Below are 15,720 nucleotides of genomic sequence, written 5' to 3' on the forward strand. Positions count from 1 at the left end.
CCCTCAGCGCCGCGCGCCCTTGTTCGCTGAGGCGCGCGGCGCCGGACGTCTCACCCTGTACGGGTGGTGTCCGTCACCGCTTGGGAACGACCAGGCGGGTGCCCGACCAGTCGGCGCCGATGCTGACCGCGCTGGTCTGGGACAGGCCCGAGGTGGTAGCGGCCTCGGCCACGTCGTTGGGGGACACGTGCAGCTCACGACCGGCCTTCGGGGTCAGGACCAGGATGGTCCCTCCGTCGGCGATGGTCGTCACCGTGTCCATCAGAGCGTCGGTGAGGTCGCCTTCCTCGTCGGACCGCCACCACAGCAGTGCCGCGTCGACGTCGCCGTCGAAGTCCTCGTCGACCAGTGCCTCGCCCGTAAGCTCGGCGATGGAAGCGCGCAGTCCCTCGTCGACGTCATCGTCGAACCCGAATTCCTGCACCACCTGACCCGGCTTGAATCCGAGTCGGTCAGCCAAGCCGCGTTCGCTTTGTGCCTGGCCCGCGGTCGCGCTCACGAAAGTTCTCCTCCACAGATGGTTTTTCTCAATCTTGCCTGCACGAAGCAGTTGTCACAACGATGCCGGGCTTTTTTGTCACCCGTCACGTGGGTCCGTAACCATCGCTGATGGCCTAGTTCACACGCTAGTGGCATATCCCGTCAACGCACGGCCGAACCCGGCCCGAGTCGAATCAGCTCATCCGGACTCCAGGAAGGACAACCGGACCTGCCGATCCGGGTTGTCCACGTTCAGGTCCACGATCGCGATGGACTGCCACGTTCCCAGTTCGAGTCTGCCGGATAGTACTGGCACCGTGGTCTGCGGTGCGACGAACGCCGGCATGACGTGCGAGCGTCCGTGCCCCCGGGACCCGTGTCGGTGGCGCCACCGGTCGTCGGCCGGCAGCAGGTCGTCGAGAGAGGCAAGGAGGTCGTCGTCGGACCCCGCGCCCAGCTCGATGATGGCCACACCCGCGGTCGCGTGCGGGACGAAGACGTTGAGCAGGCCGTCGCCGCCGCTCTCGGCGACGAAGTCACCGCACTGCGCGGTGATGTCGGTAACGCTCTCCGATCCGCCTGTGTGCAGCTCAAGGATCAGTGTCCGCATAGCGACACCTTCGCGCAGCCTGGCTCCCGGTGCAACCATCACCTGTGAATCCGGGGGTGGCCGAAGCCCCCTGAAGGGGCCATACTCCTCTCCGACGTGTGTGAAACTGGACGAAAGAAGGGATAAGGGTGACTGTCTCGTTACTTTTGGGACCCGTGCTTCGCCACGTGGGTCACACCACGGCGACGGTGTGGGTGGAGACGGACGCCCCCTGTGACGTCCGGGTTCGCGTGGACGGCGGGCCGGTCTCGGCCAGCCGCACCTTCACGGTCCACGGCCACCACTACGCCGTGTGCGAAATCGAGGGCCTGGAGCCGGGTTCCGTCCTTCCCTACGAGGTCTTCCTGGGTGAGGACCGGGTGTGGCCCGAGCCCGACAGCCCGCTGCCGCCCAGCGTCCTGCGCACCCTGTCCCCCGGTGCGCCGACGAGACTGCTGTACGGCTCCTGCCACACCCCCACCGGTGACACTCCGGAGGGCCTGGTCCGCTACGGACCCGACATGCTCCGCGCCACCGCCCGCCGTCTGGCCCGCGAGGGCGCGACCGGGGACAACCAGGTCCTGCTGCTGATCGGCGACCAGGTCTACGCGGACGAGGTGCAGGAGCCCATGCGGGCCTTCCTGCGGGAGCGGCGCGGCGAGGTCGACCCGGACGGCGCTCCCGAGGACGAGGTCGTCCGCTTCGACGAGTACGCGGAGCTCTACCGCCAGGCCTGGTCCGACCCCCAGGTGCGGTGGCTGCTCTCGACCGTGCCCACGCTGATGGTCTTCGACGACCACGACATCCGCGACGACTGGAACACCTCGGCCGCCTGGCGCAGCGCGATGGACCGGCAGCCGTGGTGGCGCACCCGGGTGACCAGCGGCATCGGCGCCTACTGGGTGTACCAGCACGTGGGCAACCTCTCCCCCGACGCGCGTGCCAAGGACCCTCTGTGGGCGTCCGTGCGGGACCACCGCGATCGCGGAACCGACGCCGGGGACACCGTGGACTCCTTCGCCTGGCGGGCCCACGACGAGCCCTCCTCGTACCGGTGGAGCCACCACCACGACGTGGGCGACGTGCGGGTCCTGGTCGCCGACACCCGCTGCGGCCGGTCGCTGGAGGAGGACGACCCCTCCGGCGGCTCACGGTCCATCCTGGGCGCCGAGGGGCACGATTGGCTGGACCGGCACCTCACCGGCGGCCCCGACCACCTCGTGGTGGCCTCCACCGTCCCGGTCCTGCTGCCGCCCTCCGTGCACCACCTGGAGGCCTGGAACGAGGCCGTGTGCGCGGGGGCCTGGGGTTCGGCCGCGCGGGGCCCCGCGGAACGCCTGCGCCAGGCACTGGACCTGGAGCACTGGGGCGCTTTCCAGTACTCCTTCCACCGCCTCGCGGAGGCCTTGCTCGATGTCGCCCGTGGCGCTCGGGGTCCGGCGCCCGCCACGATCCTCCTGCTCGGCGGGGACGTCCACTTCTCCTACCTGGCGCGTGCGCGTGCGCGCGAGGGGCGGACGACCTCCCGGATCGCCCAGCTGGTCTCCTCCGCACTGTGCAACCAGCTCCCCCCGAACCTGCGCCGTGCCGCCACGCTGTCCGCGAGCTGGCCCCTGCACGTGGCCGGGCGGGTTATGACCCGGCTGGCCGGGGTGCGCCGCAGCCCGCTGTCCTGGGATCTGGCGGAGCGGCCCTACTTCGGCAACACCATCGGTGAGGTGGTCTTCGACGGCCGCGAGGCCGAGGCCCTCTGGTACCACTGCCCGCAGGGCGGGGACGACGCCCTGCCCGAGGTCCGACGCCGCACCCGCGTCTGAACCCCTGGAAACGAAGCAGCTCCGGCGGCGCCCGTCTGGGCGCCGCCGGAGCTGCTTCGGACCGCTCGTGCCGGGAGTCCGGCCGAAGGGCCCTAGGGCTTGTGCGAGGGCGGGCGGCGGTTGGCGTGTCCTCGACGCCGGTTGCGCACGCTCAGGCCGAGCGCGCCACCCTCCTCCAGGAGTTGCCGGGCGGCCCGGTTGACCGTGCCGCGCGTCCCCGATCCCGTCGAGGGGGTGTCCTCGGTCTCGACCAGCTCGGGCTTGGGGAGCAGCGTGGTGGGCTCGTTGTCCTGGTCGTCCAGTTCCTCGGGGAGCGCGTGCAGCTTGCGGGTGCGCTGGAGCCGGGGCCCCTCGGTCCCGGGCTCCTCCCCGACGGGGGCCGCCGCCTCGGTGGGGTTGCGCTTCTCCTCGTCGACGGCCTCCTTCCACGCCTGGTCCTGCTGCTGGTCCTCCTGCTTCTGGCGGGCCAGACGACGGGCGCGGTCGGTGCGCCAGGCGCGGTAGGACCGGGCCAGCGGGGTGAGGACCGGCCAGGTGACCTTGGCGGGGCGTGAGAGGGCGTGCCACAGGTAGGCGGTGGTGCCCCAGGCCTCCATGGCGCGGCGGGCCCTGGTGATGGTGAAGAAGGTGGGCATGGCCAGCAGCAGCTGCGGCCAGGCCAGGGCCAGCGCGGCGAACAGCGGGTACATGCCGCCGCCAGCGATCGCGGCGGCGGCGCCGATGACCACCGGCACCAGGGCCAGCGCCACCCGCAGCTGGGTGAACTGCCGGAACCGGTGCAGGGAGCGGCGGGCCGAGACCGGCGGGGCCAGACCCTCGGGGAGCGGGGTGGGCTGCACGATCACCGCGAGCAGCAGCGTTCCCACGCCCACGCTCGCGGCCAGCAGTATCGTCCATCCGGCGGCGGACATCGCCCCGCCCACCAGCAGGTACACCAGTCCCAGGACCGGGATCGGCGCGGGGAGCCAGAACAGCACCCGCCTGCGCAGCTCACCCTCCTGCGTGGGTTGGAGTACGAAATCGATCACCGGGCGTAGTATCCGGAACCTCTTCCTCGGTCGCTCGACCACAGCGTTGGACCCCCCAAGAACGTCGTGACGGAGCGGTGCGGGGAGCGACGCCCGTGGGTTTTCGTCGTCTGTGGCTCCACCTGCAACCTGCCCGTATCAAAGCTATCTCTTTTCGCGTAGTCCCCGGGCGCGCACAGTCAGTTACACACCTACCCGACGCTGGTGAAACTTCCATAAACCCACGGAAAAGGGAGGCAACGATCAGATTACGACGTGACGGAGGTCACTCTCCCGAGCATGGCCGACACCGGACATCAGGGTGATCCGTCCCGGGTTTCGGACAATCGGCCGAGGGCGACCGCGACCCGGAGCACGAAGGACCCGCGGCCGTCCGAGGGGATGTGCCCGGTGAGCTCGGAGATCCGGCTCAGCCGGTAGCGCACCGTGTTCGGGTGCACGAAGAGCATGCGCGCGGTGGCCTCCAGCGACGAGGCGTGCTCCAGGTACACCGACAACGTGTCCAGGAGCGGGGAACCGGCACCCTGGAGGGGCAGGTACACCTCCGTCACCAACTGCTGGCGGGCCTCAACGTCACCCTCCAGCGCGCGCTCGGGCAGCAGGTCGTCGGCGAGCACGGGCCGTGGAGCGTCCGGCCAGGCCACCGCGGCCCGCAGGCCGTTCACCGCCGACCGCACCGAGGAGCCCGCCGCGTGCAGGTCGGCCACGGCCGGCCCCACCACCACGGGTCCGTCCCCGAACAACCCCGCCAGTGGCTCCACGGGTTCGACCGGGAGATCGTCGACCGGGTGGCGTTCACCCACCCCCACCACCACGACCACACGGCGCCCCTGCATGCCCGCCAGGACGTCGTAGCCCAGACGGCGCGCGGCCGAGCGCAGGTCGTCCATGACCTTCCCGCCGTCCTCGTCGCCGATGTCCCCGGCCATCGCGATCACCGGCGTGTGCGACCAGCCCAGCGCCGAACCCCAGGTCTGGAGCCCCTCCACCTGGTCACCGTGCAGGAGCGCGTCGACGATCAGCGCCTCCAGCCGCGCGTCCCAGGCACCGCGGGCCTCAGCCGCGCGGGCGTAGACCTTGGCGGAGCTGAAGGCCACCTCGCGTGTGTAGCGGAGCATGGCCTCGCGCAGCTGCTGCTCGCCTCCGGCGGCGGCCAGGTCGTCGACCTGGTTCTCCACCACCTCGATGACCACGCGGATCATGTCGACGGTCTGCTGGAGGGAGACGGAGCGGGTGAGTTCGCGCGGGGCGGTGCCGAACACCTCCACGGTGATGGCGGGCCGACCGCGGTCGGGGTCGCGGAACCAGTCCACGAAGGCGGCGACCCCGGACTGCGCCACGAGGCCGATCCAGGACCGGTCCTGTGCCGACATCCGGCGGAACCAGCCGAGCCGCTCCTCCATCCGGCTCACGGCGGCGGTGCCCAGCGCTCCCATGGAGCGTTCCAGGCGTCGTACGGTCTCGGCGCGGATCTTGTCCTGTGGGGCGCCGCTCCCGGTCGGCGCGCTCGCGCCGTCCTCGGTCGGTCGGGGTTCGGTGTTCACTTGTCTAGGTTCGCATCCTCTCCGCACCCGGTCCCGGGTTCGCCTCCGTGTCGGCTGTCACCCCCCCCGGGTCGACCCGGTCCCGGAGGGGGCCGCGGACAGCCCCGCGTAACGTCGGAAAGTGATCTCCTCCACCCGTTTCGGGTTTGTGGGCACATGACCGGCGTCGTTTTGTGGATTACCTACAAACGGTGTCCGGTGAACTTCGTGTCTCTCCCCATCCAACTGGTGATCTCCTACAGGGCAAGGTTGATGTCGTGCTTGTAATCGTTGCTCCAGGCCAAGGCGCCCAGGTTCCCGGTTTCCTCTCCCCGTGGCTCGAACTCCCCGGCATGGCCGAGACGTTCGCGTCGTGGTCCGAGGTGACCGGTCTCGACCTCGTGCGTTACGGCACCACGGCGGACGCGGACGAGATCCGTGACACCGCCGTCGCCCAGCCGCTGCTGGTCAGCGCCGGTCTGGCCGCCGCCACCGCGCTGCTCGGCCCGCAGTCCGCCCCCGGGGCACCGCTGCCCGCCTCGCCCTCCCTCGTGGACGCGACGGCCGGACACAGCGTCGGCGAGTTCACCGCCGCCGCGCTGGCCGGTGTGCTCTCCCCCAAGGACGCACTGGCCCTGGTCGCCGAGCGCGGTCGCGGGATGGCCGACGCCGCCGCCCGCACCGAGACCGGGATGACCGCTGTCCTGGGGGGTCAGCGCGAGGACGTGCTGGCCGCCATCGAGGCCGCCGGTCTGACCCCGGCCAACGACAACGGCTCCGGGCAGATCGTGGCCGCCGGTACCACCGCCCAGCTGGCGGCGTTCGCCGAGAACCCGCCCGAGCGGGCCCGGCTGCGCCCCCTGTCCGTGGCGGGCGCGTTCCACACCGAGCACATGGCCCCGGCCGTGGAGCGGGTGCGGGCCGCCGCCCGGGACCTGACCCCGGCCGACCCCAGTGTCCGTCTGCTGTCCAACGCGGACGGCGCCGTGGTCGACAGCGGCGCCGAGTACCTGGAGCGTCTGGTCTCGCAGATCTCCTCGCCGGTCCGGTGGGACGCGTGCACCGACACTCTCGCCGACCTCGGAGTGACCGCGTTCATCGAGCTGACCCCGGCGGGCACGCTCACCGGGCTCGCCAAGCGTGCGCTGCGCGGCATCGAGATCCTCGCGGTGAAGACCCCCGACGACCTCGAACGCGCCGGCGCCCTCATCAAGGAGCACGCGGGGACCATCTCCCCCGCGAGCGGCCAGCAGGAAGGCTGAGCATGTTCAACGTCCCGAGCGCGCCCGGCGGCGCCTCGATCCGTTCCTTCGGCGAGTACCAGCCGTCACGGGTCGTGACCAACGCCGATCTGGAAGCCCGTGTCGACACCAATGACGAGTGGATCCAGAGCCGTGTGGGCATCAGGGAGCGTCGCATCGCGGGCCCCGAGGACACCGTCGCGAGCATGGCCGTGGCCGCCGGAGGCAAGGCACTCGCCGCGGGCGGGTTCTCCCCCGAGGACATCGACCTGGTGATCGTGGCCACCTGCACCGTGCAGGACCAGATCCCCAACACGGCGGCGACCGTCGCCGCCCGGCTCGGCATCGCCGCCCCGGGTGCCTTCGACGTCAACGCGGCCTGCGCGGGCTTCGTCTACGCGCTCGGGCTGGCCTCGGACTCCGTCCGGGTCGGAAGCTCCCGCAACGTCCTGGTGATCGGCTCGGAGAAGCTCAGCGACTGGGTGGACTGGCAGGACAGGTCCACCTGTGTGATCTTCGCCGACGGCGCCGGGGCCGCCGTGGTCTCGGCCTCCGAGGACCACGGCGTCGGACCGGTCGTCTGGGGCTCCTCGGGCGAACGCGCCGACACGATCCACCTGCGTGAGGGCAAGTACCTCCACCAGGAGGGCCAGGCCGTCTTCAGGTGGACCACCACCGAGCTGTACAAGGTGGCCCTGGAGGCCCTGGAGCGCGCTGGTGTGGAGCCGTCCGAGCTCACCGCCTTCGTTCCCCATCAGGCCAACCTGCGGATCGTCGAGTCCATCGCGCGCAAGCTGGGGGCGCCGCAGGCGCTCGTGGCCCGCGATATCGTCACCGCGGGCAACACCTCCTCCGCCTCGATCCCTCTCGCGCTGTCGCGCATGGTCGAACGCGGGGAACTGCCGTCGGGGAGCATCGTGCTCACTCTGGGATTCGGTGCGGGCCTGGTCTACGCCGCACAGGTGATCCGCATCCCCTGATCCGTTGGTCCGGTCCCGGACGGGCGGGCTCGCCCGCTCCCGTTCGGGAACGCCACCCGACTCCACATTCGTCAAGCGTCAAGCAAGGAGAAAAAGACATGGCCGACCACAGCGAGCAGGACATCCTCAAGGGCCTCGGCGAGATCGTCGAGGAGATCGTCGGCACCGACCCCGCCGAGGTCACCCCGGAGAAGACGTTCGTGGACGACCTGGACATCGACTCGCTGTCCATGGTGGAGATCGCCGTCGCCGCGCAGGACAAGTTCGGCGTCGAGATCCCCGACGACCAGCTCAAGGACCTGAAGACGGTCCAGGACGTCATCAACTTCATCCAGAAGTAGCGTGTCCGGCCGCCGGGCCGCACACCGGCCCGGCGGCCCGCAAGTCCCCACCAGGACGCCCCAGACCCACTCATTCGCCACGCCTCCCGGCACACGCGCCGGGATCGACCCACGAGAAGGGCGATCGGATCATGTCCAAGACCGATGTCGTCGTCACCGGCCTCGGCGCCACCACCCCCCTCGGGGGTGACGTCGCGACCACATGGTCCGCGCTCCTCGACGGCCGCTCCGGGATCAGCATGCTGCCGGAGGACTGGCACGAGAAGCTTCCGGTGCACTTCGCCGGGCGGATCGCGCAGGAACCCTCCGAGAAGCTGCCGCGCCCCAGGCTGCGCCGCCTCGACCGGACCCAGCAGTTCGCCCTCATCGCCGCGCAGGAGGCGTGGGGCCACGCGGGCACCCCCGACGTCGACCCCCTCCGTCTCGGTGTGGTGGTCTCCAGCGGGATCGGTGGCATCCTCACCATCCTGGAGCAGTACGACACCTTCCGTGAGAAGGGCTGGAAGCGGGTCTCCCCGTTCACCGTGCCCATGCTCATGCCCAACAGCCCGGCCGCCGCCGTGGCCCTGGAGTTCACCGCGCGCGCGGGCGCCCACGCCCCCGTCAGCGCCTGCGCCTCCAGCGCCGAGGCCATCGCCAACGGTGTGGACATGATCCGCGCCGGCCGGGCCGACGTGGTGATCGCGGGCGGTACCGAAGCCGCGATCCACCCCCTGAACATCGCCTCCTTCGCCTCCATGCGCGCGCTCTCGACGCGCAACGAGGACCCGCAGACCGCCTCCCGTCCCTGGGACAAGGACCGCGACGGCTTCGTCATGGGCGAGGGCGCGGGCATCCTCGTCCTGGAGTCGGCCGAGCACGCCGCCAAGCGCGGCGCGCACGTGTACGCCCACGCCGCCGGTGTCGGCTACACCGACGACGCCCACGACATCGTCATGCCCGACCCCGAAGGCGCCGGTCAGGCCCGCGCCATCACCCAGGCGCTGGCCGACGCCGACCTCAAGCCGAGCGACATCGTGCACGTCAACGCGCACGCCACGTCGACTCCGGCCGGTGACGTCGGTGAGACCCGGGCGATCCGCACGGCGCTGGGCGACTCCGCCGCCGACCGGGTCGCGGTGACCTCCACCAAGTCCATGACCGGGCACCTTCTGGGCGGCGCGGGCGCGGTGGAGTCGATCGCGACGATCCTGGCGCTGCACGAGGGCCAGATCCCGCCGACCATCAACATCTCCGAGCTCGACCCCGAGGTGGCCGTGGACATCGTCCGCGACAAGCCCCGGGAGATGCCGAGCGGGGACGTCGCCGCCGTCAACGAGTCCTTCGGCTTCGGCGGCCACAACATCGCCGTGGCCTTCCGCCGCGCCTGATCCGACCGGCCGCGCCCCCGCGCGCGGCACCTGGTCCTGCAGTGGGCGTCACCGCACGGTGACGCCCACTGTCGTGTCCGTGACCTCGGTCAACCGTTCGTGAACGTTCGGGGGCCCGTGCCGCAAGAACGGTTGAACTCCGCCGCGAGGGTCTTCAGGTGGGCGCGTCCCGCGCGCGACCATGGATGACGTGTCCACGCTGCCCCATCCACACGCCCCACCGGGTCCCGGCGACGACGGCCGGGCCGGTCGTCGTCGCGGTCCGGCCTTCCGCCCCGTCGTGGACCTGGACTCCGGAGCCGTGGTGGCCGTGGAGGTCGTGGCCGCCGTACCGGCGGGGGGGGGGGGCCCNGGACGGGAGGGGCGGCGGGTCGGCGGTGGTGGCCGAGTGGCTGGCCTCGCTGGTGCGTGCCGGGGCCGGTGTCGAGAGCCTTCTGCCGCTGGTCCTGCCACTGCCCTCGGCCGCGCTCGTCGACGGCACCGACCTGCCCGGGCTGATCGACGGTGCGCTGCGCCGGGCCGGCCGCCGCCCTCGCGACGTGACCCTGATGCTCACCGCGGACCTGGTGGACCTGCCCCGGGCCTCCGTGCTGACGGCAGTCTCGGGGCTGCGCTCCCTCGGGTTCCGCTGCGGCTTCGGCACCGCGATGGCCCGGCCGGATCTGGTCGTGGAGGCCACCCCGTTCCTGATCCGGTTGGACCCGGTCCTGGTGTCGGGGATCGAGGGCGACCAGCGCAACGGGGGGATCGTGGACGGGCTGGCCCGGATCGGGCGCAGCAGCGGCGTGTACGCGTTGGCCTCCGGTGTGGCCCGGGGCGAGGAGATCGTGCGCCTGCGCGAGTGCGGAGTGCGGCTGGGCAGCGGTACGTTCTTCGCCGAACCGGACTGGCGGCCCGGCGAGCGGGTGAACCCGGTGCCGGAACCGGCCGCCACCGCTCTGGCCGACACCGACGCCGGCCCCAGGGTCACCGAGTTCATGGTGCCTCCGCTGGACTTCGACGCCGAGTCCACGGGCGAGCACGTCCTGGAGGCGTTCACCGGCGACACCGCGCTCAACAGCGTGGTCCTCATCGACCACCGGGAGCGGCCGATGGGGGTGATCGACCGGACCCGGTTCCTGCTGTCGGTGACCGGTCGGTACGGGCACGCGCTGCACGCCAAGCGCCCGGCCCTGCGTCTGGCGGAGTCGCCTCGGACGGTGCCCGCGTGGATGTCGGCGATCTCGGCCCTGCGGGTGGCCGGGCAGGACCGCGAACGGGTCTACGACGACCTGATCGTGACGAACCCGTACGGCCAGTGCGTGGGGGTCGTGCACGTCAGCGACCTCATCCAGTCGCTGTCCCGCCAGTGAACCCCGGGGAAGCGGGGACCCCGCTTTCCCACCGGCGGGCTCCCGACGGACCCGACGACCCGTGACGGCACCGTGGCCGCGACCCCTGAGGAACAGGGGGCGCGGCCACGGTGGCGGCGCGGATCCGGCGCGGTCAGCGCAGGGGCTCGGGGCCCTTGGTGCCCGAGGGGCTGCTGGTCGGGGGCGTGTCGTCCGCCGAGTAGTCGTTGTAGTGCGTGTCCGCTCCGCTCCTGCGCAGTTCCTCCCGCAGCTGGTCGCGGGTCTGCTCGTCGTGCAGGTAGTCCAGCTCGGGGCGGCGGGGCAGCAGGCCGTCGCCGGAGGAACGGCCCATCGCGCGGCGGCGCAGCCACGGTACGAGGTACTGACGGGCCCAGCGACGGCCCTCCCTGCGACGCAGGATGCGGGGCAGCTGCTGGGGCGGGGTCGCCCACGGGTCGGTCCAGGACTCGGGCGGACCCATCGGGTGTCCGAGCAGGTCGGCGACGCGCGCCGCGACGATCTGGTGTCCGGCGCCGTTGGGGTGCAGCCGGTCGTCGCTCCAGGCCCGCGGGTCGTTGAGGGCGTTGAGCGCCCACAGGTCGACGATCTCGGTCCCGGTGCGTTCGGCCACGGCCCGCATGTGCATGCTGAACACGGCGATCCGGCCCCGGTACAGGCGCAGGACGGGGATCCACCCGGTGTCGTGGCCCGCGAGGATCACCACGCGGATGCCCGCGTCGCGCAGCTGGCGCACACCCCACTCGAACTTCTCGGCCAGCTCGTCGAGGTCGCCGCCGGGGCGGAGGACGTCGTTGCCCCCCGCGAGTACGGTGACGAGGTCGGGCTTCCAGGCGAGGGTCTGCTCGAGCTGTTCACCGAAGATGTGTTTCATCCGACGTCCTCGGACGCCGAGGTTGGCGTAGCGGAAGTCCGGGGAGAGCGTGCCCAGGTGTTCGGCGAGGCGGTCCGCGAACCCCCGGTACTCGCCGCCGGGGCCGCTGTCGTCCTCCATCCCCTCTGTGATGCTGTCACCGATCGCCACGTAGGACCGGATGAGCTCCGGTCTGTCCGCGGGCGCAGCAGCGGGGGGATTCATCTCAAGGTCTGTCACGTCAACCAATCATCCGGATCGACCGTCCCCGCGCCTGCCATGCGCCGGGGTGCGTGGGAACGGAAGTCTTGGGCGGGTCGCGGTGTGCCGCTGGCCCGAATGTCCGAGCACCGTCGGCCCCGAGGTGAGCCGCGTCGCGGGCACCCGGCCGGGGGGCGCTCGGGCGAGGACAGTGCCCATCCAGCATACCCGCGCCGAACGTCAGCGCGCCGGGCTCACACAGGGCTTCGGGGCACCCTGGGAACAACGCCCGGAGCACCCAAGAAGAGCCAAAAGCCCGATATGAGGTAGCTCACAGCACTTGCTGGCCTCTCGGGGCGAATGTCCTTTGTCACGGTGATCACACGCCGAGGTCACCTCCGGGTATCGGTGGACCCGGTCACCCTGGGACTACCCATGAGCGCCCGGGGCACGTACGATCTCGGAGAAGTGCTCACGGCACCCCTGTCCCTCGGCCCGCCGTGCCCCCACGCGGAACGACCGAGTCGGTTCAAGATCCGTCCTCCTCCGGGTCAAGGGCGCGTACTGTGGTGCATCGAACCGAAGGCCCGTGCGGTTCCTCCCCAATTCACGTGCAGACACCAGGAGGTCGAGGTCCCCAGCGGATGAACGCCGTCTCTCCGATCTGCCTCGTCGACCTCGCACCCGCCCTGCGGTGGTCGAGATCGCCGGACGTGGCACCCCTGCTCCACCACGACCGTCTCATCGACGGCTGGTGGCACTCGCTGCCCGTCACACGCGTGCTGGACATCGCCGGTCCGCCCTGGCTCGCCAACGGGTTGGCCCGCCTCGCGGTCGAACACTGGGGGCACATCGCCCTCTCCGAGTTCCTGCCGAGCCTGCGCACCCAGCACGTGGACTGCTCCGACCTCGCCGAACCGGTCCGCGGCGCGGTCTTCGCCACCGCCGGTGACTGGGACCGCCTCATCGCGTCCAGCCCCCAGGAGATGCACGAGTGGCGGCTCCCGGGCTGCGGTGTCCTGGACATCGTGAGCACCGTCGCCTGGCGTGCCCTCCAGCCCTGCTGTGAGCTTCCCGGAGGCCCCACCCCCTCCCCCGCGCTGATGACGGAGGCCGTGCGCACCATCGCGCACTGGCTGCCCGACTCCGCTCCCGAACACGTGCGCAGCGCGCTGGACTACCTGGAGACGGCTACCGGAACCGGCGACGCGCCGGAAGGGGACGGCGACTCCGAGGACCCGGCGAACCCGCCGCAGACCCCGGCCACCCGCGCGATCCGGACCCTGCGTGCCCTGCGCGCCCAGCGGGACCAGGAGCAGCCCTCCGCCGAACACGTCGAGCAGCGGCCCGCCCCCGTGGCCGAGGCCCCGGCAGCGGTCGGCGGCATGGTCAGCTCGGCGGCGATGATCCCCGGCTCGGTCCTGAGCGCCGAGGCGGTGAGCAGCGAGGCGGCCGCCCCCACGACCAGCGGTGTCGGTGACCTGCGTTCGCAGTTCCGCAGCTCGCTCCTGGGCCCCGGACGCACTCTGCGCCGCCCCAGCTTCAGCCGCACCAAGGCCCCCTCCCCCGAACGGGTGGAGGAGCCCCCGGCACCCGTCCTGGGCCAGCACCCGTTGGTGGACCAGGTCGAGGAGATGTTCCGTTCCTGGCCCGAGCTCGAGCGGACGGTGGCCGCCGAACGGCTCTTCGCCACCGACCCCATCAGCATCCGCGTGCTCTCCGAACAGATCTCGGTGGACGTGACCGAGATACGCGGAGCTCAACGCAAGGTGGAGGAACGCCTCCTGCGCTGGCTGGGCTCCCCCGAGGGCGCCGCCATCACCAGGCACCTGCGCGAACTCTCCGAGCAGCTCGGTTCGGCGACCACCATCGACCGGCTCATCAACGCGCACCCCGATCACCCGGTGGACGTGCCCACGCTGCACACGCCGCTGTGGCGCGTGATCATCACGCTGTTCACCGACCGGCGGATGCACAACGGCTGGCTTATCGCCGACGACCCCAACAAGCTGCGCTGGCAGACCCGTGAGCTGCTGGGCGACGCGCCCAACCTGACCGAGGCGGGCATCCGCCTGGGCCGGATCGGCATCCGCCAGCAGGAGCTGCGCGCCTGGCTGCTGAGCACCCCCGGTGTGAGCCTGCGCGACGGCCAGGTGTACGTGGACACCTCCGTCCCCATGGAGGCCCCCGGCGACGGCCACTCCACCGAGGGGTCCGGCGCCACCACCGAGAACGGCCTCCCGATCCGGCGCCGCCCCGACGGCCAGCCGGGTCCCGAGCCCGCGACCCACGCCCCCGAACACATCCACCACCACAGACCCGAACCCGAGCAGGGCGGGTTCGTGCCCGGCCTCCCGTCCGTCCCGTTGGCCCCGCCGCCGGTCCCGCCCCTGGCTCACCCGGCGCACCCGGGGCACCCGGGGCACCCGGGGCACCCGGGGCACCCGGGGCACGCCGCACCGGTCCGCCCCGGGGCGAGCGACCCGGCCGCCTCCGCGCGCTGCTTCCGGGCCCCGGACGGCCGCTGGTGGCACCGCATCGACATCACCGCGGACCACCTCAACGGCGCGCCGGTGGCCGTGCCCACCGGATACGCCACCCATCTGGGGTTGCAGCCCGGCCGGTTGCTGTGCCTCACCGCTCCCGGCGCCGACCTGCTCGTGCTGGTCTGGCGCGACCAGCCCGCCTTCGACTCCCTTCGTCCGCTGCTGCGCCGCCAGGCGGCCCAGCCGGGTGACCGCATGTTCATCACGGTCTCCGGCGACCGTCTGGACGCGCGCAAGCTGCCCGCCGGGGACCTCAGCGGTCACCCTCCGGCCGCGCGTGCGCTGCACCTGATCGGGTACACCGCCCCGGCCGCCACGGAGGAGGCGCTCAGGATCCTGTCGCGTCGGATCACCGACAACGGCGACGAGTCGCTGGCGGACCCGCAGGCGCTGTTGGAGGCGCTGTCCATGCGCGGGGACGAGGACATCGCCGGGGAGCTGCGCTCGGCCATGTTCGCCACACACTAGACACCTGGTCAGGAGGGGCCGCACCGGACACGTTCCGGTGCGGCCCCTCGTCGTTGGCGCGTGGAGGGGTTCCGAACCGAAGCCGGAGGATGTAGGTTAGCCTTACCTAATTGATTTGAGGTGGTCCTCCTGCTGTCGTACCCGAACTCCCTCACGCCCTCCCCCGCCGAACGGGCGCGCTCCGTCCTCTCCCGCCCCAACCCGGCCACGGTCACCAGTGCGGACGTCTCCCTGCACCTGACCGGAGCCGTCTGCCACACCACCTTCCAGGGCGAGGTCACCCTGCTGGTCCCCGACCAGCACCGCGTCCTGGCCGAGATCGGTGAGGGGGTGCTGGAGGCCACCGTCGAGTTCACCGACACGGCCCCGGTGGACCTGCGCGATCCGACCCGCTCCCTGCTGTGGATCAGCGGCGAACTGCGCGCCCCCTCCCCTCGCGAGGCCCGTGACCGCGCGCTCGCCGCCCTGGTCGACGACCCAGACGAACGCCTGCTCGACCTGGGCCACGGCCGTACCCTGATCGTCATGGACCCCCACCTGATCATCCACTCCGACCACGACGGCTGCCACCTGCTGCACCCGGAGGAGTTCACGGACGCGGCGGCCGACCCCTTCGGCCGCTGGGAGGGTCCCTGGCTGCGCCATCTGGAGGACGACCACCCCGACGTGCTCTGGGCGCTGGTCGCCCACTGCGGCTCCCCGCTCCCGCCGGGGCGGCCCCGCCCGCTCGGCGTGGACCGGCACGGGCTGCGGCTGCGACTGGAGGGTCCGGACGGCGATCACGACGTCCGCATCCCCTTCAGAAGACCGGCACGCACTCCGCACGACGTCGCACACGAGGTCCAGGAGATGGCCGGGCTCGACCGGCACCAGTGCTGAGCCCGGGGCGGGGCCAGCGACCCCGGACACACGACGGGCCGGAACCCCAAGGGGT

13 protein-coding genes are annotated in these 15,720 nt (G+C 71.7%); 8 read left to right on the top strand and 5 right to left on the bottom strand.

Annotated features, from left to right (window positions below; translation table 11 throughout):
* Nucleotides 1-73 precede the first annotated feature (73 nt).
* Both D452_RS0115605 and D452_RS0115610 read right to left on the bottom strand, forming a co-directional pair.
* The gene (locus D452_RS0115605; RefSeq protein ID WP_026129353.1) at nt 74-499 is read right to left on the bottom strand and encodes a DUF3052 domain-containing protein; all 426 of its coding nucleotides are present in this window, start codon (nt 497-499) and stop codon (nt 74-76) included.
* 180 nt (nt 500-679) lie between these two features.
* Nucleotides 680-1,090 (bottom strand): secondary thiamine-phosphate synthase enzyme YjbQ, encoded by a 411-nt coding sequence (locus D452_RS0115610; protein ID WP_017545088.1) that lies wholly within the window; start codon nt 1,088-1,090, stop codon nt 680-682.
* A 128-nt stretch (nt 1,091-1,218) separates the two neighbouring features.
* On the opposite strand from D452_RS0115610, the gene D452_RS0115615 reads away from it, so the two are divergent.
* Nucleotides 1,219-2,886: an alkaline phosphatase D family protein gene (locus D452_RS0115615; protein ID WP_026129354.1), complete on the top strand. Its 1,668-nt coding sequence runs from the start codon at nt 1,219-1,221 to the stop codon at nt 2,884-2,886.
* A 92-nt stretch (nt 2,887-2,978) separates the two neighbouring features.
* Here D452_RS0115615 and D452_RS0115620 read toward each other — a convergent pair whose 3' ends face one another.
* Nucleotides 2,979-3,914 carry a hypothetical protein gene (locus D452_RS0115620; RefSeq protein WP_017545090.1) on the bottom strand — a complete coding sequence of 312 codons (936 nt, stop codon included), beginning with the start codon at nt 3,912-3,914 and terminating at the stop codon, nt 2,979-2,981.
* Nucleotides 3,915-4,210: 296 nt separating this feature from the next.
* Nucleotides 4,211-5,458 (bottom strand): PucR family transcriptional regulator, encoded by a 1,248-nt coding sequence (locus tag D452_RS0115625; protein ID WP_017545091.1) that lies wholly within the window; start codon nt 5,456-5,458, stop codon nt 4,211-4,213.
* A gap of 332 nt (nt 5,459-5,790) precedes the next feature.
* Here D452_RS0115625 and D452_RS0115630 point away from each other — a divergent pair, with 332 nt between their 5' ends.
* The 5 genes from D452_RS0115630 (at nt 5,791) to D452_RS0115650 (ending at nt 10,721) form a co-directional block, all read left to right on the top strand.
* Nucleotides 5,791-6,699 carry an ACP S-malonyltransferase gene (locus tag D452_RS0115630; protein ID WP_017545092.1) on the top strand — a complete coding sequence of 303 codons (909 nt, stop codon included), beginning with the start codon at nt 5,791-5,793 and terminating at the stop codon, nt 6,697-6,699.
* 2 nt (nt 6,700-6,701) lie between these two features.
* Nucleotides 6,702-7,658: a beta-ketoacyl-ACP synthase III gene (locus D452_RS0115635; protein ID WP_017545093.1), complete on the top strand. Its 957-nt coding sequence runs from the start codon at nt 6,702-6,704 to the stop codon at nt 7,656-7,658.
* A 98-nt stretch (nt 7,659-7,756) separates the two neighbouring features.
* The gene (locus tag D452_RS0115640) at nt 7,757-7,999 is read left to right on the top strand and encodes an acyl carrier protein (protein ID WP_017545094.1); all 243 of its coding nucleotides are present in this window, start codon (nt 7,757-7,759) and stop codon (nt 7,997-7,999) included.
* A gap of 131 nt (nt 8,000-8,130) precedes the next feature.
* Nucleotides 8,131-9,369: a beta-ketoacyl-ACP synthase II gene (gene fabF / locus D452_RS0115645; RefSeq protein WP_017545095.1), complete on the top strand. Its 1,239-nt coding sequence runs from the start codon at nt 8,131-8,133 to the stop codon at nt 9,367-9,369.
* A 380-nt stretch (nt 9,370-9,749) separates the two neighbouring features.
* The gene (locus D452_RS0115650; RefSeq protein WP_239646402.1) at nt 9,750-10,721 is read left to right on the top strand and encodes an EAL domain-containing protein; all 972 of its coding nucleotides are present in this window, start codon (nt 9,750-9,752) and stop codon (nt 10,719-10,721) included.
* A 133-nt stretch (nt 10,722-10,854) separates the two neighbouring features.
* On the opposite strand, the gene D452_RS0115655 is transcribed toward D452_RS0115650, so the two are convergent.
* Nucleotides 10,855-11,796, bottom strand: coding sequence for an SGNH/GDSL hydrolase family protein (locus D452_RS0115655; protein ID WP_193374242.1), 942 nt, complete (start codon nt 11,794-11,796; stop codon nt 10,855-10,857).
* A 620-nt stretch (nt 11,797-12,416) separates the two neighbouring features.
* Here D452_RS0115655 and D452_RS0115660 point away from each other — a divergent pair.
* Together D452_RS0115660 and D452_RS0115665 are read left to right on the top strand one after the other, a co-directional pair.
* Entirely contained in the window at nt 12,417-14,786 is a 2,370-nt protein-coding gene (locus D452_RS0115660) for a hypothetical protein (RefSeq protein WP_017545098.1), read from the top strand.
* A 120-nt stretch (nt 14,787-14,906) separates the two neighbouring features.
* On the top strand, nt 14,907-15,665 hold the full coding sequence (locus D452_RS0115665; protein WP_017545099.1) for a DUF2470 domain-containing protein: 759 nt from the start codon (nt 14,907-14,909) through the stop codon (nt 15,663-15,665).
* Nucleotides 15,666-15,720: the final 55 nt, after the last annotated feature.

It is taken from the genome of Nocardiopsis prasina DSM 43845 (assembly GCF_000341265.1).
Classification (GTDB): Bacteria; Actinomycetota; Actinomycetes; order Streptosporangiales; family Streptosporangiaceae; genus Nocardiopsis; species Nocardiopsis prasina.

Excerpts from the sequence above, each read along its gene's own strand:
- D452_RS0115630 (WP_017545092.1), top strand. The coding sequence starts at position 5,791 with ATGGCCGAGACGTTCGCGTCGTGGTCCGAGGTGACCGGTCTCGACCTC.
- D452_RS0115610 (WP_017545088.1), bottom strand. The coding sequence starts at position 1,090 with ATGCGGACACTGATCCTTGAGCTGCACACAGGCGGATCGGAGAGCGTT.
- fabF (WP_017545095.1), top strand. The coding sequence starts at position 8,131 with ATGTCCAAGACCGATGTCGTCGTCACCGGCCTCGGCGCCACCACCCCC.
- D452_RS0115635 (WP_017545093.1), top strand. The coding sequence starts at position 6,702 with ATGTTCAACGTCCCGAGCGCGCCCGGCGGCGCCTCGATCCGTTCCTTC.
- D452_RS0115640 (WP_017545094.1), top strand. The coding sequence starts at position 7,757 with ATGGCCGACCACAGCGAGCAGGACATCCTCAAGGGCCTCGGCGAGATC.
- D452_RS0115655 (WP_193374242.1), bottom strand. The coding sequence starts at position 11,796 with ATGAATCCCCCCGCTGCTGCGCCCGCGGACAGACCGGAGCTCATCCGG.
- D452_RS0115660 (WP_017545098.1), top strand. The coding sequence starts at position 12,417 with ATGAACGCCGTCTCTCCGATCTGCCTCGTCGACCTCGCACCCGCCCTG.